A 19,779-nucleotide genomic window follows, 5' to 3' on the forward strand; every position below is an offset into this window, starting at 1 on the left:
CCCCGAACCAGGTCACACGTTGAAGCGGAACTCGACGACGTCGCCGTCCTGCATGACGTAGTCCTTGCCCTCCATGCGCACCTTGCCGGCAGCGCGCGCGGCGTTCATCGACCCGGCCGCCACGAGGTCGTCGAAGGAGACGATCTCGGCCTTGATGAACCCCTTCTGGAAGTCGGTGTGGATCACCCCGGCCGCCTCGGGTGCGGTGGCACCCTTGCGGATCGTCCATGCGCGGGACTCCTTGGGCCCGGCGGTGAGGTAGGTCTGCAGCCCGAGGGTGTCGAAGCCGACCCGCGCCAGCACGTCGAGCCCGGGCTCGTCGACGCCCATCTCGGCGAGCATCTCGCGGGCCTCGTCCTCCTCGAGCTCCGCCAGCTCGGCCTCGATCTTCGCGTCGAGGAAGATCGCCTCCGACGGCGCGACGAGCGCGCGCATCTTCTCCTTGAGCGAGTCGTCGGCGAGCTCGTCGGAGTCGCAGTTGAAGACGTAGATGTACGGCTTGGCGGTCAGCAGCGACAGCTCGCGGACCAGGGTCCGGTCGATCGTCGTCGCGATGATCGGGGTGCCGGCCTCGAGGGAGGCGAGGGCCTCCTTCGCGGCCGCGACGACGGGCGCCAGCTCCTTCTTGCCCTTCGCCTCCTTCTCCAGCCGCGGGATCGCCTTCTCGACCGTCTGGAGGTCGGCGAGGATCATCTCGGTCTGGATCGTGGAGATGTCGGAGGCGGGGTTGACCTCGCCGTCGACGTGCGTGACGTCCTCGTCGCGGAAGACGCGGGTCACCTGGCAGATCGCGTCGGACTCACGGATGTGCGAGAGGAACTTGTTGCCCAGCCCCTCCCCCTCGGAGGCGCCGCGGACGATCCCCGCGATGTCGACGAACTGCACGGTCGCCGGGAGGATCCGCTCCGAGCCGAACAGCTTCGCCAGCACGGGGAGCCGCTCGTCAGGTACCCCCACCACGCCGACGTTGGGCTCGATCGTCGCGAACGGGTAGTTCGCGGCGAGCACGTCGTTGCGGGTCAGCGCGTTGAAGAGGGTGGACTTGCCGGCGTTGGGGAGACCGACGATCCCGATGGTGAGTGCCACAGGAGGCGAGTCTACGGTCGCCCGGGAGGCCGACCCCGGGCGCTTTCAGTCACCGCGTGACCGAGATCGCACAGAGATCGGTCATGTGATCGTCAAGTGATCGGTCATGTGATCGTCAAGTGATCGGTCAGGTGATCGGTCAGGTGGAGGCGATCCCGATCCGCCCCTCCCGGAACGCCTCGACGAACAGCGCGTGATCACGCCGCACCTGCACGGCGTACTCCAGGCCGAACTCGGTGACCGCCTCGACGAACGCGCGGCGCCGCCCCTCGAGCGACGCGGCCACCGCCTCCTCGACCTGGAAGGCGACCAGCGACTGGTCGCTGTCCTCGTCGGAGGCGCAGTGCACCTTCGCGGTGGCGCGTCCGAGCTGCTCGACGACGCTGGCCATGTCGCCCGGCTCGTTGAGCTCGCCCCAGTCCAGGTCGATCTCGTACGGCGACACCTCGGCGACGACGTACCCGACCCCGTCCAGGGTGGTCCACCCGAGCAGCGGGTCGGTGTGCGCCTGGAGCGCGCGCTGGCTGACGACGGTCCGGTGGGCCTCGTTCTCGAAGTACGACTCGACGGCCCGCCGGTCCACGAACCGGCTCACCGCCGGCACGTTCGCCTGCTTCATGCTCAGCACGACGTCGTTGTCCAGCGACTGGTTGAACCCCTCGACGAGCACGTTGTACGCCGGCAACCCGGCGCTCCCGATCCCGAACCCGGACTTCCCGACGACGTCGCGTACCTCGTAGAACAGCGTGCGGTCGAAGCGCTTGGACTCCGGGATCGAGTCGAGGTAGGCCGCGAACGCCCGGTCGACCTTTCGCCGCTCGCGGGCCCCGAGGTGGCGCACGGTGCCGCTCTCCCGGAACACCCGGACGCCCTCGGTGATCTCGGTGTTGCCCTCGAGCAGGGCCAGCCGGCTGCGGAGCCGGGCCGCCTGGAGCAGTGCCCTCAGCGGGCCGTCGGTGTTGTCGAGGTAGAGCGCGAAGTCGTCGTCGTGCGGCGACGCCACGTAGTGGTTGATCTGCGACAGGTAGCCGCGCAGGAAACGGCCGACCAGGGCCCGCACGTCGGCCTCGGGCAGCGCCTTGCGCCACCCCATCAGCGCGAGGCTCGCGGCGAACCGCTGCAGGTCCCAGGTGAAGTGGCCGATGTAGGCCTCGTCGAAGTCGTTGACGTCGAAGACCAGCCGGCCGTCGGAGTTCATGTAGGTGCCGAAGTTCTCGGCGTGCAGGTCGCCGTGGATCCAGATCCGTCCCGACCGGTCGTCGACCCACTCGTCGTCGCGGCCCGTCACGTCGGCGTAGAACAGGCACGCCGTGCCGCGGTAGAAGGCGAAGGGGTCCATCGCCATCTTGCGGTACTTCACGCGGAACGCGGCCGGGTCGGCCTCCATCAGCGGCGCGAACGCCTCGTTGAGCACGGCGATGATCTGCTGAGCGCGCCGATGGTCAGATCGAGTCATCTCCAGACCGTACGACTCGGCTACCGCAACCCGGTGAAGGCGGCCAGCGGCAAGTGGGCGTTCTACCTCGACGCCGACGGCGAGGAGCCCTACTTCAAGGGGTTCGCCGACCCGACCGTGTTCGTCTACGAGTTCAAGACCCGCAAGCAGATGGACAAGGCGTTCCGCATCGTGCGCAAGCACCACGCGCAGTGCGAGGGCGCCTTCGAGGACGCCGACGTGGCCTTCCGCCGCAGCGAGGTCGGCGTGCCCTCCCTGGGCCGTGCGCGCTACGCCTTCCGCACCCGTCAGGAGGACTTCGGCATCGGGTCGGTCGACCACTTCGTCGACGTCTACGCCGTGACCGGGAAGCGGCTGGTCAACGTGCGCGTGCAGGCCGACGGGTTCCGGCCCGCCAAGCGCAAGGTCGTCCGGCTCGCGGGGCTGGCGCTCCACCGGGCCGCCTGACCACCGTCCTCCCTGGGCGCCCCTTTCGACGCACCGTCCGGGTCCGGCCGCTGGCTAGGCTCGGGCGGTGCGTCTTGCCACCTGGAACGTCAACTCCGTCCGCTCCCGCATCGATCGCGTCGAGGCGCTGCTGCAGAGGCACGACATCGACGTCCTGGCGCTGCAGGAGACCAAGGCACGTGACGACCAGTTCCCGACGATGGGGCTGGAGCTGCTCGGCTACGAGGTCGCGGCGTACGGCGTGAACCAGTGGAACGGCGTCGCGATCGTGTCCCGCGTCGGGCTCGAGGACGTCCAGCTCGGGTTCGAGGGGATGCCGGAGTGGGGCGACCCACCGGTGGCGGAGGCCCGCGCGATCGGCGCGACCTGCGGCGGCGTGCGGATGTGGTCGCTCTACGTCCCCAACGGGCGTGCCGTCGGCGACCCCCACCTCGACTACAAGCTGCGCTGGCTGGAGGCGCTGCGGGTCGCCGCGTGCACCTGGCTCGACCACCAGCCCGACCTCCCCACCGCCCTGGCCGGCGACTGGAACATCGCCCCGCAGGACGAGGACGTCTGGGACATGGCGGTGTTCGCCAAGAGCACCCACGTCACGCCACCGGAGCGGGCGGCGTTCCAGGCCCTGGTCGACGCCGGGTTCGCCGACGTCGTCCGGCCGCACACGCCGGGCCCGGGGGTCTACACCTACTGGGACTACTACCGGCAGCGCTACGAGCGGAACAAGGGGATGCGGATCGACTTCGTGCTCGGCTCCCCCGCGCTGCAGGAGCGGGTCACCCACGCCTTCGTCGACCGTGACGAGCGGGCCGGCAAGGGGGCCAGCGACCACGCGCCGATCGTGGTCGAGCTGGATGGGTAGGAGGGGGCCATGGACAAGAACAACCTCCACCCCGGCGACGAGACCTTCCAGGGCTCCGACGGCGACGTCTCGCCCTCCGAGCGCCACGAGGGCAGCGACCAGCCCGGCGAGTCGGCGATCGAGCGGATGACCGTCGACGAGCCGGTCGACCCGGACCGCCCCGACGACCCAGGAATCACCACCGACTGACCAACGGGCCCATTTTCGTCGGAGCCGTCCGGCAGGCTGCGGCCATGACCACCAGCACCCTCGTCGCGCTCCTCGTGGCCCTGCTCGTCGGGGCGGCGCTCGGGCTCCTGTCCGGGCTCCTGCTGAGCCGCGCCCGCTCCGCGGTCGGCGAGCGAGCGGCGCTGGAGTCGCGGGCCGCCGACCAGGCGGTGGTGCGCCACGGCCTCGAGGTGCTGCAGCAGCAGCTCCGCTCGCTGCAGGACCAGCGGGTCTCGTGGCAGGCCCAGCTCCAGCAGCAGGTCCAGGACGTGCGACACAGCACCGACCTGCTGCGGCGCGAGACCACCGCGCTCTCCACGGCGCTGCGCCGGCCGCAGGTGCGCGGCCGGTGGGGCGAGCTCCACCTGCGCCGGGCGGTCGAGCTCGCCGGGCTCGTGGCGCGGTGCGACTTCGACGAGCAGGTCACCGTCCGCGACGGTGACGCAACCCTCCGCCCGGACCTCGTGGTCCACCTCGCCGGCGGCAAGCAGGTGGTCGTCGACGCCAAGGTCCCGCTCGACGCCTTCCTCGACGCCGCGGAGTGCGACGACGGCTCCCCGGAGAGCGCCGACGAGCGGGCGGCCCACCTCGCCCGCCACGCCCGGCAGTTCCGGCAGCACGTCGACACGCTCGCGGCGAAGTCCTACTGGCGGAGCCTGCCCTGCAGCCCCGAGTTCGTGGTCCTCTTCGTCCCCGGCGAGTCCTTCCTCTCCGCGGCGCTCGAGGCGGAGCCGGCGCTCCTCGAGCACGCCGCCGAGCGCCGGGTGGTCCTCGCGACGCCGACCACGCTGATCGCGCTGCTCCGCACGGTCGCCCACGGGTGGACCCAGGAGGCGCTCGCGGCCAAGGCCCGCGACATCCACCGGCTCGGCCGTGAGCTCCACGACCGGATCGGCACCATGAGCGGCCACCTCGACCGGGTCGGCCGGTCGCTCGGGGCGGCCGTGACGTCGTACAACCAGGCGGTGGGGTCGCTCGAGAGCCGCGTCCTGGTCTCGGCCCGGCGGCTGGCGGAGCTCGAGGTCACCGACGAGGAGCTGGAGCCGCCGCGCCCCGTCGAGGCAGCCCCGCGCACCCCCAGCCTGGAGGAGCTGGTCGAGGACCATCGCACCGGCGTCGACGGCCGCGACTCGGTGCCCGACCCGGGCCAAGGGTCCCCTCCCGGCCGCCGGCTCGGCGTGGCGTCCGAGGAGTCCGCGTGAGCGCGTCGTACCTTGACCGCGTGCCCCGCGTCACGCAGGCCCGCCGACAGCCACGTACGCATGCTCCGAGGACGCTCTGGGAAGAGGGTCGTCACCCGGGAGCCCTCGTGGTGCTCGTGGCCGCCGTGGCACTGGTCGTCGCCACCCTGGTCAGCCTGTGGTTCGGCGAGCGCATCGGCGTCTTCTTCGACGTGGTCTTCGTCCTGACCTGCATCGGGGCGGCCCTCGCCGTCCGGCCCCGCGACTTCTTCACCGTGGGCGTGCTGCCCCCGCTGCTGCTCGCGGCGACCGTGCTGGCCCTCGCGCTCGCCGACCGTGGCGCCGTGGCCCGGGCGGACGACCCGCTCGCGCAGGCGCTCGTCTCAGGGCTGGCGCACCACGCGCTCGCCCTGGTGCTCGGCTACGGCCTGGCGCTCGCCGTGCTGGCGCTGCGGCAGGTCGCGCTCCGCAACCGTGGCCAGCTGCGCCGCCGGAGCACTCCCGCGCGGTCGGCCCGCCCACAGGCCGCGCCCGGCCGCGTGCCGCAGCCGAGGACCGGGGAGCCGGCAGCGCAGCCCGCCGCCGAATCGCCGGCGTCCGCGGAGCAGGACGCCCCGGCGGCCCGCTGACCCTCGGGCGTCAGCCCTTCGACTGCTCGGCGGCGCGCAGGTCGCGGCGGAGCTCCTTGGGGAGCGCGAAGATCAGCGACTCCTCCGCCGTGCGCACCGCCTTGGCGTCGGGGTACCCGCGCTCGGCCAGGAACGACAGGACGCCGTCGACCAGCTCCTCGGGCACGGAGGCGCCCGAGGTCACGCTGACCGTCCGGACCCCCTCGAGCCAGGTCTCGTCGATCTCGGAGGCGTCGTCGACGCGGTACGCCGACCGGGCGCCCGCCTCGAGCGCCACCTCGACGAGCCGCACCGAGTTCGAGGAGTTCCCCGAGCCGACCACGATCACCAGGTCGGCGTCGCGGGCGATCTCCTTGACCGCGAGCTGGCGGTTCTGGGTCGCGTAGCAGATGTCGTCCGACGGCGGATCGATCAGCGCCGGGAACCGTGCGCGGAGCGCGTCCACCACGGCCATCGTCTCGTCGACCGACAGCGTCGTCTGGGACAGCCAGGCGACCTTCGACGGGTCACGGACCTCGACGCGGGCCACGTCGGCCGGTGTCTCCACCAGCTGCACGTGTTCCGGCGCCTCCCCCGCGGTGCCCTCGACCTCCTCGTGGCCGGCGTGGCCGATCAGCAGGATGTCGTAGTCCTCCTTGGCGAACCGCTTCGCCTCGTGGTGGACCTTGGTGACCAGCGGGCAGGTCGCGTCGATCGTCTTCAACCCGCGCTCGGCGGCCTGGGCGTGCACCGCGGGCGAGACGCCGTGGGCGGAGAAGACGACGGTGGCGCCGGCGGGCACCTCGTCGAGCTCCTCGACGAACACCGCGCCCCGCGCTTCGAGGGTCGCGACGACGTGCTTGTTGTGGACGATCTGCTTGCGGACGTAGACCGGGGCGCCGTAGAGGTCCAGCGCCTTCTCCACCGTGATCACCGCGCGGTCGACGCCGGCGCAGTAGCCACGGGGAGCGGCGAGCAGGACGGCGCGCTCGTCGGCGGCGTCCCGGTCGAGGACAGGGGGCATCCCCAGGTCGGACGTAGTCATAGGACTCCATCGTAGGAGGTCGCCGTTAGGGTGCCTGCGTGGCGACGACGAGCGGACCTCCCGGCGGCCCCGCGGGCAGTCCCGGCCGGCCGACTGCTCCCTCGGGGAAGCTGCAGACCAGCCCGGAGCAGCCGGCGCCGGTGCGGCAAATCGCGACGCTGCTGACCCGCTACATCGAGCGGCTCGGGGCGGTGTGGGTCGAGGGGCAGATCGCCCAGCTCAACCGGCGCCCGGGGACGGTCTTCCTCACCCTGCGGGACCCGCTCGGCGACATGTCGATGACCGTGACCTGCAACCGGATGGTCCTCGACAGCGCCGACCCGCCGGTCGTCGAGGGCGCCAGCGTGGTCGTGCACGGCCGCCCTCGGTTCTACGCCGCCCGCGGCACCCTCAGCCTGGTCGCCGACGAGATCCGGATGGTCGGGCTCGGGGAGCTCCTCGCCCGCCTCGAGCGCCGCCGGCAGCTGCTCGCCGCCGAAGGGTTGTTCGCCCGGGAGCGGAAGAAGGCGCTGCCGTTCCTCCCCGGGATGGTGGGGCTCGTCACCGCGCGGGGTTCAGCCGCCGAGCGCGACGTGCTCGAGAACGCCCGCCGCCGCTGGCCCGCGGTCCGGTTCGAGGTGGCCTACGCGACCATGCAGGGCACCAACAGCGCGCGCGAGGTCATCGAGGCGCTGCAGCGGCTCGACCGCGACCAGGCGGTCGAGGTCGTCGTGATCGCCCGTGGCGGCGGCTCGGTGGAGGACCTGCTGCCGTTCAGCGACGAGGGGCTGGTGCGCGCGGTCGCCGCCGCCCGGACCCCGGTCGTGTCCGCGATCGGTCACGAGCCCGACACTCCTCTGCTCGACCTCGTGGCCGACCACCGCGCCTCGACGCCGACCGACGCGGCGAAGGTGCTCGTCCCCGACGTCGCGGAGGAGCTGCACCGCGTCCACCAGCTGCGGGACCGGGCCCGGCACCACGTGACCACGCTCGTCCGCCACGAGCGGGAGCGGCTCGCCCAGCTGCGCGCACGACCGGTGCTCGCCGATCCCCGCACCCTGCTCGACGACCGCTCGCGGGAGGTCGCCGACCTCGTCGCGCGTGCCCGACGCTGCCACCGGCACGGCCTCGAGCGGGCCACCGACGAGGTGCGCCACGCCCGAGCGCGGGTCCGTGCGCTCTCGCCGATGGAGACCCTGCGGCGCGGCTACGCCGTTCTCCAGGACGCCGACGGCCACGTGGTGACCAGCCACACCGCGTTGCGGGGCGGCCAGCCGCTCAGCGCGCGGCTGCTCGACGGCCGCGCCGACCTCACCGTCGACGCGGTCCACCCCGACGAGCCCTCCCCCGGTTCCCAGCACGACAGCGAGGACGCATGACCGACGAGCAGGACGACCTGGGCGCACTGGGCTACGAGGAGGCCCGCGACGAGCTCCTCGAGGTGGTCCGCACCCTCGAGCAGGGCGGCGTCACCCTGGAGGAGTCGCTCGCACTGTGGGAGCGCGGCGAGAAGCTGGCGCAGCTCTGCGAGTCGTGGCTCGAGGGCGCGCGGCGCCGGCTCGACAAGGCGGTCGGCGGCTCCGAGGAGGAGTAGCGCCGGTCGGACCGCAGGTCACCGCAGGGTGGCCAGCAGCTCCTCGAGCGTCTCCTGGTCGACGCGGCCGACGACCAGGGTCGTGACCTCCGGGGTCTCCCGCACCAGCGCGAGGTCGTCGTCCTCGTCGGTGAACGTCTGCCAGGTCTCCCCGTCGATCTCCACGTCGTCGCCGCGCTCGGCCTCCTCGTCGACGTGCTGCTCGACCATGTCGTCGACCGTCTCCTGCTGCTGCTCGAGGCCGACGTACTTCTGGTCCTCGGTGAGCATGCCGAGGTGCCAGGTCTGCTGGCGGCCGCTGCCGCCGAACCGGACGCTCGTCGCGATCCACCCCTCCGGGAGCTCGTCCGGCGCCAGCAGCGGGAAGTTCGCCTGCTCGCGGGCGTACTCCACCGGCTGCGAGATGTCGATCGGCTTGACCGGGTTCTCCACGTCGTTGCGGTTGACCGCCCGGAAGACCACGAACCCGATGACCACCACGAGCAGCACGACCATCGCCCCGACCATGCCGGAGAACGACCGCTGGTACCGCCCCGGCTGCTCGCTCATGGCGGCCATTCTGGACCACCCGGTGCAGCCGCCGGGCGGTGCCACCGCCGGGTCGCGCGACCGGTCCGCGGCGGGCCGGTCGCGGTGACGGGCTCCGCTAGCCTGACCCCATGTCTGACGTGCCCGCGCCGCTCGCCGCCGCCCACGACGCCCCGGACCGCAACCTCGCCCTCGAGCTGGTGCGGGTCACCGAAGCCGCCGCGATGGCCGCCGGCCGGTGGGTCGGCCGCGGCGACAAGAACGGCGCCGACAACGTCGCGGTCAACGCGATGCGGGTGCTGATCTCCACCGTCGGGATGCGCGGCGTCGTGGTCATCGGCGAGGGCGAGAAGGACAACGCCCCGATGCTCTTCAACGGCGAGCAGGTCGGCGACGGCACCGGCCCCGAGGTCGACGTGGCGGTCGACCCGATCGACGGCACCACGCTGACCGCCAAGGGGATGAACAACGCCATCTCGGTGATGGCGGTGGCGCCGCGGGGCTCGATGTACGACCCCTCCGCGGTCTTCTACATGGAGAAGCTGGTGACGGGCCCCGAGGCCGCCGACGTGGTCGACATCCGCTACCCGGTGAAGGAGAACATCCACCAGGTCGCGAAGGCGAAGGGCGGCAGCCCGGCCGACGTCACCGTGGTGCTCCTCGACCGGCCCCGCCACGCCGACCTCGTCGACGAGATCCGGGCCGCCGGTGCGCGGATCAAGTTCATCAGCGACGGCGACGTGGCCGGCGCGATCATGGCCGCCCGCGCCGGCACCGGGGTGGACCTGCTCCTCGGCGTCGGCGGCACCCCCGAGGGGATCATCGCCGCCTGCGCGATGAAGTGCCTCGACGGCGTGATCCAGGGACGGCTCTGGCCGACCGACGACGAGGAGCGCCAGCGGGCCCTCGACGCCGGTCACGACCTCGACCCCGACCACGTGCTGACCACCAACGACCTCGTCGACACCGACGACTGCTTCTTCGTGGCCACCGGCATCACCGACGGTGAGCTCACCCAAGGGGTGCGATACCGCGCCGGCGGGGCCACCACCCACAGCCTGGTCATGAGGTCGCGCAGCGGCACGATCCGCAGCATCGTCAGCGAGCACAAGCTGCAGAAGCTGAAGTCCTACGCGAGCGTCGACTTCGAGCACTGACCCGGTGATCTGGTCCGGGCACTGATCCGCCTGGTTCCGGGGAAGACTCCGCTCGGGAGATCCTGGGACCTGGGAGGAACCGTGCTGGTGAGACCGCGCTTCGTCGTGGTCGGCGAGTCACTCGTCGACGTCGTCGTCACCCCTGCGGGCGAGACGCGGCGCGCGCCGGGGGGATCGCCGCTCAACGTCGCCGTGGGGCTGTCGCGGCTGGACGTGCCGACCACGCTGGTGACCGAGATCGGCGACGACGCCCTCGGCCGGCTGGTCGTCGACCACGTGCTGGCCAGCGACGTCGCGCTGCCGCCGGGGAGCATCGTGCCCGGCCGGCACACGAGCACGGCGACGGCGTACCTCGACGCGTCCGGCGCGGCGACGTACGACTTCGACCTGGCCTGGGAGCTCGAGCCGCGGGCCCTCCCAGAGGAGGCGGGCGCGCTCCACGTCGGCTCCCTCGGCACCGCCCTGCGCCCCGGTCGGGACCAGGTGCTGGCGCTCGTGGAAGAGGCCACGCGCCGCGAGCTGCTGGTCTCCTACGACCCGAACGCCCGGCCGTCGCTCACGCCGGACCCCGGGCAGGCGTGGCGCGACGTGCGCGAGGTGGCCGCCGCGGCGTCCATCGTCAAGCTGAGCGACGAGGACCTCGGCTTCCTCACCCCGGGGACGACCCCCGAGGAGCTCGCCCGGCTGCTCCTGCAGGGACCGACCCGGCTGGTGGTCGTCACCTCCGGGGGCTCGGGCGCCTGGGCGTTCAGCGCCGAGGCGCAGGTGCACGTCGCCTCGCGCACCAGTGAGGTCGTCGACACCGTCGGTGCCGGGGACTCGTTCATGGCCGCGCTGCTCGCGGTCGTCGTCGAGCACGGGCTCGACGACCTGACCGCGCCGCGGCTCCAGCAGTACGTCGAGGCGGCGCACGAGGCCGCGGCGGTCACGGTCTCCCGGCTGGGAGCGGACCCGCCGCGCCGGAGCGACCTCCCCTCGGGGTGGCCGGTGGTGGGCTGAGTCAGCCGACCTCGGTGCGCGGCACCGACCACCCCGGCCGACGCAGCGCGAGCGGACGGCCCTGGATCCGCTCGACCGCCTCGGTGACGATCGCGAGCACGACGGGATCGAGGGCCATGCCCACGTGGCTGGTCCGCACTTCGCGCGCTTCGGCGGCCGGGTCGACGCAGGCGCGCCAGTCGGTGATGCCGGTCGTGCACTCCTCCCCCATCGCCCAGGAGAGCCCGAGCCGCTGCAGGTGGCGCAGCAGCCGGACCTGAGCCAGCAGCAGCCCGTGGGCCGCGCCGGGGGCGAGCATCGGGCTGCCCATCGTGACGATCCCGGACACCAGGTCCGGGCGGCGGGCCGCGACCGGCGCGGGACATCATCCCGCCGAGGCTGTGGCCGACGAGGACGACCTTGCGCTCGCGGCGCTCGGCGATCCCCTCGATGCGCCGCTCGAGGGCCTCGGTGCCCCGCTCGAGGCAGCCGACGTTGCGACGATGCCCGTGCGGTACGTGCGGTGGCCGCGGTCGGGCAGGTGCCGGGCCATCCATCCGAGCGTGTAGTCACCGGCGAGGAAGCCGGGGACGAGCAGCACCGGCTCGCCGGAGGTGCGCGCGGCCCGGGTGGCGAAGGGGCGCGACCTCCGCTCGGCGCGGGCTGTGGAGGCCGCCTTCCGGTACGCCGGCCTCGACCACCACGCTCGCCTCCCGCGCGAGCGCCCGCAGCCCCCGCGGACCGGCGAAGCCGTCCGGGACCAGGAACTCGGCGAGGCGCAGGGCCCATGGGACGACGTTACCCACGTCACACGAGCCTCATGTGCATTACAACCACGTCGGTGCCGGTGCCTACCATCGACGGCATGACCGGGACCTCCGAGAGCGCCAACCCCGACTGCGCCAGCCCCGAGAGCCGCACGCCGGTGGCGGACGTCGCCGTCTCCGAGGAGCAGGTCGCGTCGCTCCCGTCGGGGATCGACATCTGCTACCAGACCTTCGGCGACCCCGACGACCGGCCGCTGCTGCTGGTGATGGGGCTCGGCGGGCCGATGACCTGGTGGCCGCCGGAGCTCTGCCGCCGGCTCGCCGCGGCCGGGTTCCACGTGATCCGCTACGACAACCGCGACACGGGACGCTCCACCCGGCTGAGCCACCTGCGGGTCCGGCGTACCGACCTGGTGAAGGCGTTCCTCGGCGGCAGCGTGCCGGTCCCCTACAGCCTGCGCGACATGGCCGACGACGCGTTCGGCCTCCTCGACCACCTCGGCATCGACGCCGCGCACCTCGCGGGGGTCTCCATGGGCGGGATGATCGTGCAGACCATGGCGATCGACCACCCCGAGCGGGTGCTGTCGATGACCTCCATCATGTCGACGACCGGCTCGCGCACGAAGGGGTTCCAGCACCCCGTGCTGCTGCCCGGCCTGCTGCGGCGCGGCGCGCGCACCAAGGAGCAGTACGTCGAGGGCACCGTCGTCTTCCAGAAGCTGATCGCCTCCCCGGCGTACCCGACCCCGGACGACAAGGTCCGCGCCCGCGCCGAGGAGACCTGGGAGCGGGGGCTGAACTTCCCCGGCGTCATGCGGCACATGATCGCCGTGGTCACCCAGCCCGACCGCACCCCCGCCCTGTCGTCCCTGCGCATGCCGGTCACCGTGGTGCACGGCACGAAGGACAAGATGGTGCACGTCTCCGGCGGCCGGGCCACCGCCAAGGCCGTCCCCGGCGCCGAGCTGCGGCTCGTGCCCGGCATGGGCCACGACATCCCCGAGGGGCTCTTCGACACCTTCGTCGACGCGATCAGCAGCAGCGCCGCCCGCGCCTGATCCCGTCTCGAGCCGCCCCTCCCTCGCACCACGACGGGCGGCTCGACACGAGAGGCGAGTCAGGTGGTGGTGATCCAGGCATAGCTCCAGGGGTGCAGCCGGAGCTGGCCGGACCACCAGTCGAGCGGGCCGTCGCTGGAGAGCAGGGGCCGCGGGTCGGTGATGCCGGCGTGGCGGAGGACCGTCGCGTCGAGCAGCTCCTCACCGTCGCTGAAGCAGGCGACGCCGAGGACCGGAGCGGCCCGCGGGTGGTGGCGCACCCACGCGAGCACCCGCGGGTTCCCCTGGTTCACCACCCACGTGTCGGCGTCGGAGCGCAGCGACTCGGTCGAGCGGCGCGCGGCGGCCATCGCGCGGAGCGCGGAGAAGATCCGCCCCTCGGGGCACTGCGGGTCGTGGCGCCGCTCCGCCGCGACCCAGTCCATCCGCGGCCGGTGCAGCCACCGGTTGTCGTCGCCGTGCTCCGGCTCGGCCGCCCAGTCGGGGTCGGAGCGCATCGCGATCTCGTCGCCCATGTAGACCAGCGGGATACCCCCGAAGGCGTACGCGACGGCATGCAGCAGCTCGACCCGGCGCAGCGCGGCGTCGACGTCGGCTGGCCAGCCGTGCTCCAGCGCCTCGTCGAGCCCGGCGAGCGAGGCGGTCATCCCCGACGTACGGACGGAGCCGGAGCCCGGGTCGGCCTGGAAGTCGGCACCCGAGGCGAACGAGCCGGGGTGCCGGCCGGCGTAGAAGTCGGCGAGGAACGCGCGGTGGCGAGCCGGGTCGACGGCCACCGCCCAGGCGTCCTCGTCGCCGACCGCCCAGCCGATGTCGTCGTGGTTGCGCACGTAGGTGACCCACCCGCTCTGCCGCGGCACCTGACGCCGCCGGGCGAGCGCCTGGGCGGGCAGCCGAGCGTCGCGGGCGGCGAGCGCCGACCACCCCATCACCATCAGCTGGTTGTCGTAGGCGAGGTCGCACTCGGGGCGGTACCGCTCGTGGCCACCCAGGTACGGCACCAGCTCGTCCGGACCGACGATCGCCTCGGCCTTGAGCAGCACCCCTGGCATGGCCAACCGGGTCAGCGCGCGCAGCGCCTGGAGGATGCGGTGCGCCTCGGGCTGGTTCTGGCAGTTGGTCCCCACGCGCTTCCACAGGAACGGCGCCGCGTCGAGCCGGACCACGTCGACGCCCCGGTTGGCCAGCGTCAGCAGGACGCCGAGCATGCTCCGGAAGACCGCCGGGTTCGCCCAGTTGAGGTCCCACTGGTACTCGTGGAAGGTCGTCCAGACCCACTCGCCGGTCTCCGGCAGGTGGGTGAAGCTGCCCGGCGCGGTGTCGGGGAACACCTCGGGAAGTGTCCGCTCGTAGGCGTCCGGCTCGGTGCGGTCCGGGAAGAACCGGTAGAAGGCGCGGTACGCCGGGTCGCCGGCCAGCGCCTTCTGGGCCCAGACGTGCTCACGGGCCGTGTGGTTGAGCACGAGGTCGACGCAGAGCGCGATCCCCCGCTCGTGGAGCGCCTCCGCGAGCGCCTCGAGGTCGGCCATCGTGCCGAGCCGCGGGTCGACGGCGTCGTAGTCCTCGACCGCGTAGCCGCCGTCGTTCTCGCCCTCGCGCGACTTGAGCAGCGGCATGAGGTGGAGGTACCGCACGCCCAGCTCCTCGAGGTGGTCGAGGTGCTCCCGGACCCCGCGGAGGTCGCCGGCGAACCGGTCGGCGTAGCAGACGTAGCCGACCACGTCCTCGGCGAGGAACCACGACGGGTCGACCTCGCGGCGCCGGTCGAGCACGCGCAGGGGCTCCGGGCGTGAGGTGGCCGCGGCCAGCGCGTCGGCCACCAGGTCGGGGACGAGGCGTGCCACGTCGCCGTGGGCGCCGTACACCTCCTCCAGGGCGTCGCGGAGGTCGGGCAGGACGAGGTCGAGCCTCGCCAGGAAGGCCTCGCCCTCGAGCAGCCCCAGCTGCTCGAGGGCGACCGGCCTCACGGTGCCGACGAGGTCGACACCTGGTTCCCGGGACACGGGGTGCGGATCAGTCCGAGAGCCGCTCCCCGGTGTCGGTGTCGAAGACGTGCACGTGCTCGGGGTCCGTCGTCACCCGCAGCGTCTCGCCCTTCTGCGCGACGGCCCGGCCGCTCATCCGGATGATCACCGTGGAGGGAGTGCCCTCCACGTCGCTGGTGCCGTAGACGTAGTTGTCGGCGCCCAGCTGCTCGACCACGGTGACCCGGATCGGGAACCCCTCACCGTCCTGCTCGGACAGCAGGCGCCAGTTCTCCGGCCGTACGCCGACGGTGACGTTGCCGTTCATCTTCTTCGCCGCGGTCGGGTCGACCGGGACGGCGTAGTTGCCGAGCTGCACCTTGCCGTCGCGGGCCACGCCCTCCATCAGGTTCATCTGCGGGGAGCCGATGAAGCCGGCGACGAAGAGGTTGATCGGCTTGTCGTAGAGCCGCAGCGGGGTGTCGACCTGCTGGAGGTACCCCTTGCTCATCACCGCGACCCGGTCACCCATCGTCATCGCCTCCACCTGGTCGTGGGTGACGTAGACGGTGGTGACGCCGAGGTCGGCCTGGAGCTTGGCGATGTCGGTGCGGGTCTGCACCCGCATCTTCGCGTCGAGGTTCGACAGCGGCTCGTCCATGCAGAACACCTGCGGCGACCGCACGATCGCGCGGCCCATCGCCACCCGCTGCCGCTGACCACCCGAGAGCGCCTTGGGCTTGCGGTCGAGGTACTCGGTGAGCCCGAGGATCCGGGCGGCCTCCTCGACCCGCTTGCGCTGCTCGTCCTTCGGGACCTTCGCCATCTTCAGCGCGAACCCCATGTTGTCCGCGACCGACATGTGCGGGTAGAGCGCGTAGTTCTGGAACACCATCGCGATGTCCCGGTCCTTGGGCGGGATGTGCGTGACGTCCCGGTCGCCGATGTAGATGTGACCGGAGTTGACCTCCTCCAGCCCCGCCAGCATCCGCAGCGTCGTGGACTTGCCGCATCCCGACGGGCCGACCAGCACCATGAACTCGCCGTCGCCGATCTCCAGGTCGATCCCGGGTACGGCGGGCTCGTCGGCGCCGGGATACCAGCGCTGCGCCTTCTCGAACCGAACAGTCGCCATGTCGTGCTCCCTCCACCGGCAGGAACGTGCCGGACGATCCGTTGTGAAGTGATGTGGGCCACACCCTATGCGTGACCCGTGATGTCCGCCCGGTTCAGCCCTTGACGGCACCTCCGGTGAGGCCGCGGACGAAGAACCTCTGCATCGCGAAGAACACGATCAGCGGCAGCAGCATCGAGATGAACGCACCTGCCGTGAGCAGCTCCGCCCCCTGGCCCTGCGTGCCGAGGAGCTGCTGGAGCTTGACGATCACGGTGGTGTTCTCGTTCTGCAGGAACAGCTTCGCGATCAACAGGTCGTTCCACGTCCAGAGGAACTGCAGGATCGCGAAGGCCGCCAGAACCGGCACCGACATCGGCACGATCAGCTTCCAGAACGTCTGGAAGTGGGTCGCACCGTCGATCTTCGCCGACTCGATGACCGACTTGGGCAGCGTCGACATGTAGTTGCGGATCGTGTAGACCGCCAGCGGCATGCCGAACCCGGTGTGCAGGATCCACACCGCGATGAACTGCCCGTTGATGCCGAGGCCGCGCGGCCCGAGCAGGTCGAGCAGCGGCGAGAACGCCACCTGGATCGGGACCACCATCACCGCGACGATCGCGATGAAGATGATGTCCTTGCCGCGGAACTCCATGAAGGTGAAGGCGTACGCCGCGAAGGTGGCCAGCAGGATCGGGATGATCGTGGCCGGCACCGACACCACGATGGTGTTGATGAAGGCCCCGCCCATGTCCAGGCTGCCGGTCAGCACCTGGTCGTAGTTGTCCCACGTCCAGCCGGCGCCGAACGGGTTGAACAGCGCCGACCACCAGCCGCTGGTGAGCACGTCGTCCCGGGTGCGGAACGAGGTGACGAGGAGCCCGATGGTCGGGATGCTCCACAGCAGGCAGAGCACCGTCATCGTGACGATGGAGAACCAGCTGCGCTCCCGGCCGTCTCTCATCTTGCTCATCGGTTCATCTCCTCCTGGCGGAAGTGCCGGACCTGGTAGAACAGCACCGGCATCACGGCGATGAGCAGGATCACGACGATCGCGGACGCCTGGCCGGCCTGGCCGTTGGCGAACAGCTCCTGGAAGAACAGGTTCGCGATCACGTTGGTCTTGTCGAGCCCGTTCTTGAGGACGTAGACGATGTCGAAGACCTTGAGGACCAGGATCAGCACGGTGATGAAGACCGTGATGATCGTGCCGCGGATCTGCGGGATCACCACCTGGAAGAAGATCTTCAGCTCGCTCGCCCCGTCGATCCGGGCCGCCTCGAGCGTCTCCTCAGGCACCCCCTTGATCGCCGAGGAGAGCAGGATCATCGCGAACCCGGTCTGCAGCCAGATCAGGATGACCATCATGAGGAACGAGTTGAGCCGGGCGGTGTCGATCGACAGCCAGGCCTGGGGCTCGCCCCCGAGCGCGCTCCACACGGCGTTGAGGAGCCCGGTCTGCTCGTCACCGCTGTCGAGCTGGTAGACGAGCAGCCAGATCGCCGAGGCGCCCACGAAGCTGATCGCCATCGGGAGGAAGATCAGGCTCTTGGCGACCTTCTCCCCCGTCTGCGACAGCTTGTCCGCGAGCACCGCCACCACGGTTCCGAACGCCACCGTGAGTGCCGGCACCACCAACAACCAGAGGATGTTGTTGGTGATCGAGATCCAGAACTCGTCGTCCTGGAAGATCGCTCGATAATTGTCGAACCCGACGTAAGCGGTGCTGTCCGCGTTGGCGAACGAGTAGTGGATCGTCTGCACCGTCGGGTACAGCAGCATGACCCCGATCGCGGCGACCGCCGGCGCCAGGTAGGCGTACGGCATCACCCTCAGCGACAGCCGCTCCGGCAGCCCTTCCACCATCATGTTGAGGAAGTAGAAGAAGACCGCCGCGCCGCCGACGCCTGCGATCAGCGCCACGATCGCGATGACGATCCGCGACCCGAACTTCTCGGGGTAGTAGCCGAAGGCCAGGAACAGGTTGCCGATGCCCCAGGCGACCACCACCATGCCGACGAGCCCGATGAAGAACTTGCCGGCGTTGAAGCCCCCGACCCCTTCCGCGGGTGGGGTGGGCGCCTTCGTGTCGTGCTTCGGCTCGAGGGAGACCGGCGCGCTTCCGCTGCCGCTCATGACTGCGGCCACGCGTTCTCGATGCGGGCTGCAGCCTCCTCCGAGGAGACGTCGTCCTGCAGCCACGAGACCATGGACCGCCAGAACTCGCCGGAGCCGACCTCCTTCGGCATCAGGTCGGAGGCGTCGAACCGGAACACGTCGGCCTCGACGGCGATCTGGGCGACGCTGCGGGTGATCTCGTCGGCGTAGTTCTGCGGGTCGAAGGTCTGGTGCGGTGACAGCCACCCACCGGCCTGGGCCCACTCGGCGCCGAACTGGTCGGAGGTGATGAACTCCATGACCTTCTGGGTGTCCTCGTCGTCCCCGTTGAACGACGCGGCCACGTCACCGCCACCGAGGATCGGCTGACCGTCGTACCCGTTCTCGGACGGCGGGAAGACGAAGAGCCCGACCTCCTCGTCCAGGTTCTCCTGGATGTTCGCCGGGTAGAAGCCGGTGACGAAGCTGCCCTGGCGCTCCCAGACGCACTGCGGCGGGTTCTTCCACATCGGGAAGTTCGACTCGCCGAACGCGGTGTTGAGGACGCCGCGGACACCGCCGAAGACGTTGCCCTGGCCCTTGGCCAGATCGCCGAAGGCGTCGAAGGCCTCCACGATCCGCGGGTCGTCGAACGGGATGTCGTGGTCGACCCACTGGTCGTAGACGTCGGGACCGTGGATGCGGAGGACGTACTCCTCGATCCAGTCGGTGCCGACCCAACCGGTCGCCTGGTCGGAGAACCAGCCCATGCACCACGGCGCGATGCCGTCGCTCTTGATGTCCTGCATCGCCTGCTCCATCTGCTGGAGCGACTTGAACTCGGTCGGGTAGCCGGCCTGCTCGTAGGCCTTCTTCGGGTACCACACGAGGCTCTTGATCGCCATCCGCATCGGCGCGCCGTAGAACCGGCCGTTCAGCCGGGCCACGTCGAGGATGCCGGGGACCAGCGTCTTCTCGATCGCGTCGACGTCGAGGAAGGTGTCGATCGGCTGGACGTCACCCTGCTCCGCCAGCTCGAGCAGACCGCCGGGCTGCGGGAAGATGCCGATGTCCGGCGCCTGGCCGGAGTTGACCCGCTGCTTGATCGTGGTGTCGAAGTTCTGGTCGGGGACGTACTCGATCGAGATCCCCGAGTCCTCCTCGAACTTCTCGAGCGCCGCCTCGAACCCCTCGGCCTCCTGGCCGCCGAAGTTGCCGAGGATCTGGACCTCGCCGTCCCCGTCGGTGTTCGCGTTGTTCGCGACGCCGCCGGCGGCCACCGAGCTGCCGGCGCCCCCGTCGGGGTCCTGGAGGCACCCGGTGAGTGCGAGTGCAGTCATGGCACACAGCCCGATGAGGGCCGCCCGCGTCTGTGGTCTCCGAGTCATCCTGCCCCTGCCCCTCTCTCGCTCCCCGAGGACCGGACGCCGGACGGGCCACGCGGGCCGCGCCGGTGACGTGGGTCACATCGCCTGACGGACCTATTCCTACTCTCGGCACTCCGCAAAGTCCAAGGAGGTTGAGGTCACAAGCCGATATACCCCCCGCCCCTGGAATCACGCCAGGACGAAACGGGCACTTCTCGGGAGCCACGAGGGGCGGCTCAACGCCAGCCCCGCGCGCCACGAGGGGCGGCTCGACGCCAGCC

20 protein-coding genes are annotated in these 19,779 nt (G+C 71.2%); 10 read left to right on the plus strand and 10 right to left on the minus strand.

The window, feature by feature from the left end:
* Positions 1–12: 12 nt before the first annotated feature.
* Both ychF and FIP57_RS06665 read right to left on the minus strand, forming a co-directional pair.
* A complete protein-coding gene (gene ychF / locus FIP57_RS06660) occupies positions 13–1,086 on the minus strand; it encodes a redox-regulated ATPase YchF (protein WP_148572751.1) in 1,074 nt (357 codons plus the stop codon).
* Between the two features lie 139 nt (positions 1,087–1,225).
* Positions 1,226–2,542: a DUF2252 domain-containing protein gene (locus FIP57_RS06665; RefSeq protein ID WP_148572752.1), complete on the minus strand. Its 1,317-nt coding sequence runs from the start codon at positions 2,540–2,542 to the stop codon at positions 1,226–1,228.
* On the opposite strand from FIP57_RS06665, the gene FIP57_RS06670 reads away from it, so the two are divergent.
* From FIP57_RS06670 to FIP57_RS06690, 5 genes are all read left to right on the plus strand, one after another.
* Positions 2,525–2,989 carry a hypothetical protein gene (locus FIP57_RS06670; RefSeq protein WP_148572753.1) on the plus strand — a complete coding sequence of 155 codons (465 nt, stop codon included), beginning with the start codon at positions 2,525–2,527 and terminating at the stop codon, positions 2,987–2,989. The two genes, FIP57_RS06665 and FIP57_RS06670, sit on opposite strands and share 18 nt — an antisense overlap.
* A 67-nt stretch (positions 2,990–3,056) precedes the next feature.
* Entirely contained in the window at positions 3,057–3,848 is a 792-nt protein-coding gene (locus tag FIP57_RS06675) for an exodeoxyribonuclease III (RefSeq protein WP_148572754.1), read from the plus strand.
* Between the two features lie 9 nt (positions 3,849–3,857).
* Positions 3,858–4,037: a hypothetical protein gene (locus FIP57_RS06680; RefSeq protein WP_148572755.1), complete on the plus strand. Its 180-nt coding sequence runs from the start codon at positions 3,858–3,860 to the stop codon at positions 4,035–4,037.
* A gap of 44 nt (positions 4,038–4,081) precedes the next feature.
* Entirely contained in the window at positions 4,082–5,257 is a 1,176-nt protein-coding gene (locus tag FIP57_RS06685) for a DNA recombination protein RmuC (protein WP_148572756.1), read from the plus strand.
* 20 nt (positions 5,258–5,277) lie between these two features.
* The gene (locus FIP57_RS06690) at positions 5,278–5,865 is read left to right on the plus strand and encodes a DUF6542 domain-containing protein (protein ID WP_420846681.1); all 588 of its coding nucleotides are present in this window, start codon (positions 5,278–5,280) and stop codon (positions 5,863–5,865) included.
* 10 nt (positions 5,866–5,875) lie between these two features.
* Here FIP57_RS06690 and FIP57_RS06695 read toward each other — a convergent pair whose 3' ends face one another.
* A complete protein-coding gene (locus tag FIP57_RS06695; protein WP_203231102.1) occupies positions 5,876–6,889 on the minus strand; it encodes a 4-hydroxy-3-methylbut-2-enyl diphosphate reductase in 1,014 nt (337 codons plus the stop codon).
* A 110-nt stretch (positions 6,890–6,999) separates the two neighbouring features.
* On the opposite strand from FIP57_RS06695, the gene xseA reads away from it, so the two are divergent.
* Both xseA and FIP57_RS06705 read left to right on the plus strand, forming a co-directional pair.
* A complete protein-coding gene (gene xseA / locus FIP57_RS06700; protein WP_148573037.1) occupies positions 7,000–8,247 on the plus strand; it encodes an exodeoxyribonuclease VII large subunit in 1,248 nt (415 codons plus the stop codon).
* Positions 8,244–8,462, plus strand: coding sequence for an exodeoxyribonuclease VII small subunit (locus FIP57_RS06705; protein WP_148572758.1), 219 nt, complete (start codon positions 8,244–8,246; stop codon positions 8,460–8,462). The genes xseA and FIP57_RS06705 overlap by 4 nt, the downstream gene beginning before the upstream one ends.
* 18 nt (positions 8,463–8,480) lie before the next feature.
* On the opposite strand, the gene FIP57_RS06710 is transcribed toward FIP57_RS06705, so the two are convergent.
* The gene (locus tag FIP57_RS06710; protein ID WP_162529697.1) at positions 8,481–9,011 is read right to left on the minus strand and encodes a DUF4245 domain-containing protein; all 531 of its coding nucleotides are present in this window, start codon (positions 9,009–9,011) and stop codon (positions 8,481–8,483) included.
* A gap of 110 nt (positions 9,012–9,121) precedes the next feature.
* Between FIP57_RS06710 and glpX the strand changes: the two genes are divergently transcribed.
* Positions 9,122–10,147, plus strand: a complete 1,026-nt coding sequence (gene glpX, locus FIP57_RS06715) for a class II fructose-bisphosphatase (RefSeq protein ID WP_148572760.1) — start codon at positions 9,122–9,124, stop codon at positions 10,145–10,147.
* A gap of 87 nt (positions 10,148–10,234) precedes the next feature.
* Positions 10,235–11,146, plus strand: coding sequence for a carbohydrate kinase family protein (locus FIP57_RS06720; RefSeq protein ID WP_203231103.1), 912 nt, complete (start codon positions 10,235–10,237; stop codon positions 11,144–11,146).
* Between the two features lies 1 nt (position 11,147).
* Here the strand turns inward: FIP57_RS06720 and FIP57_RS06725 are convergent, their stop codons facing one another.
* Positions 11,148–11,456, minus strand: a complete 309-nt coding sequence (locus tag FIP57_RS06725; protein WP_148572761.1) for a hypothetical protein — start codon at positions 11,454–11,456, stop codon at positions 11,148–11,150.
* A gap of 534 nt (positions 11,457–11,990) precedes the next feature.
* Here FIP57_RS06725 and FIP57_RS06735 point away from each other — a divergent pair.
* Positions 11,991–12,953, plus strand: a complete 963-nt coding sequence (locus tag FIP57_RS06735) for an alpha/beta fold hydrolase (RefSeq protein WP_148572763.1) — start codon at positions 11,991–11,993, stop codon at positions 12,951–12,953.
* A gap of 59 nt (positions 12,954–13,012) precedes the next feature.
* On the opposite strand, the gene FIP57_RS06740 is transcribed toward FIP57_RS06735, so the two are convergent.
* From FIP57_RS06740 to FIP57_RS06760, 5 genes are all read right to left on the minus strand, one after another.
* Entirely contained in the window at positions 13,013–14,956 is a 1,944-nt protein-coding gene (locus FIP57_RS06740; RefSeq protein ID WP_148572764.1) for an alpha-amylase family protein, read from the minus strand.
* Positions 14,957–14,966: 10 nt separating this feature from the next.
* Positions 14,967–16,052, minus strand: a complete 1,086-nt coding sequence (locus FIP57_RS06745) for an ABC transporter ATP-binding protein (protein WP_148572765.1) — start codon at positions 16,050–16,052, stop codon at positions 14,967–14,969.
* Positions 16,053–16,146: 94 nt separating this feature from the next.
* Positions 16,147–17,007, minus strand: a complete 861-nt coding sequence (locus tag FIP57_RS06750) for a carbohydrate ABC transporter permease (RefSeq protein WP_238993333.1) — start codon at positions 17,005–17,007, stop codon at positions 16,147–16,149.
* Positions 17,004–18,182 (minus strand): carbohydrate ABC transporter permease, encoded by a 1,179-nt coding sequence (locus FIP57_RS06755; protein ID WP_238993334.1) that lies wholly within the window; start codon positions 18,180–18,182, stop codon positions 17,004–17,006. The genes FIP57_RS06750 and FIP57_RS06755 overlap by 4 nt, the downstream gene beginning before the upstream one ends.
* Entirely contained in the window at positions 18,167–19,471 is a 1,305-nt protein-coding gene (locus tag FIP57_RS06760) for an ABC transporter substrate-binding protein (protein WP_238993335.1), read from the minus strand. Before FIP57_RS06760 ends, FIP57_RS06755 begins: the two co-directional genes overlap by 16 nt.
* Positions 19,472–19,779: the final 308 nt, after the last annotated feature.

Origin of the sequence: Nocardioides caldifontis, from assembly GCF_008087345.1 — a bacterium.
Lineage (GTDB): Bacteria > Actinomycetota > Actinomycetes > Propionibacteriales > Nocardioidaceae > Marmoricola_A > Marmoricola_A caldifontis.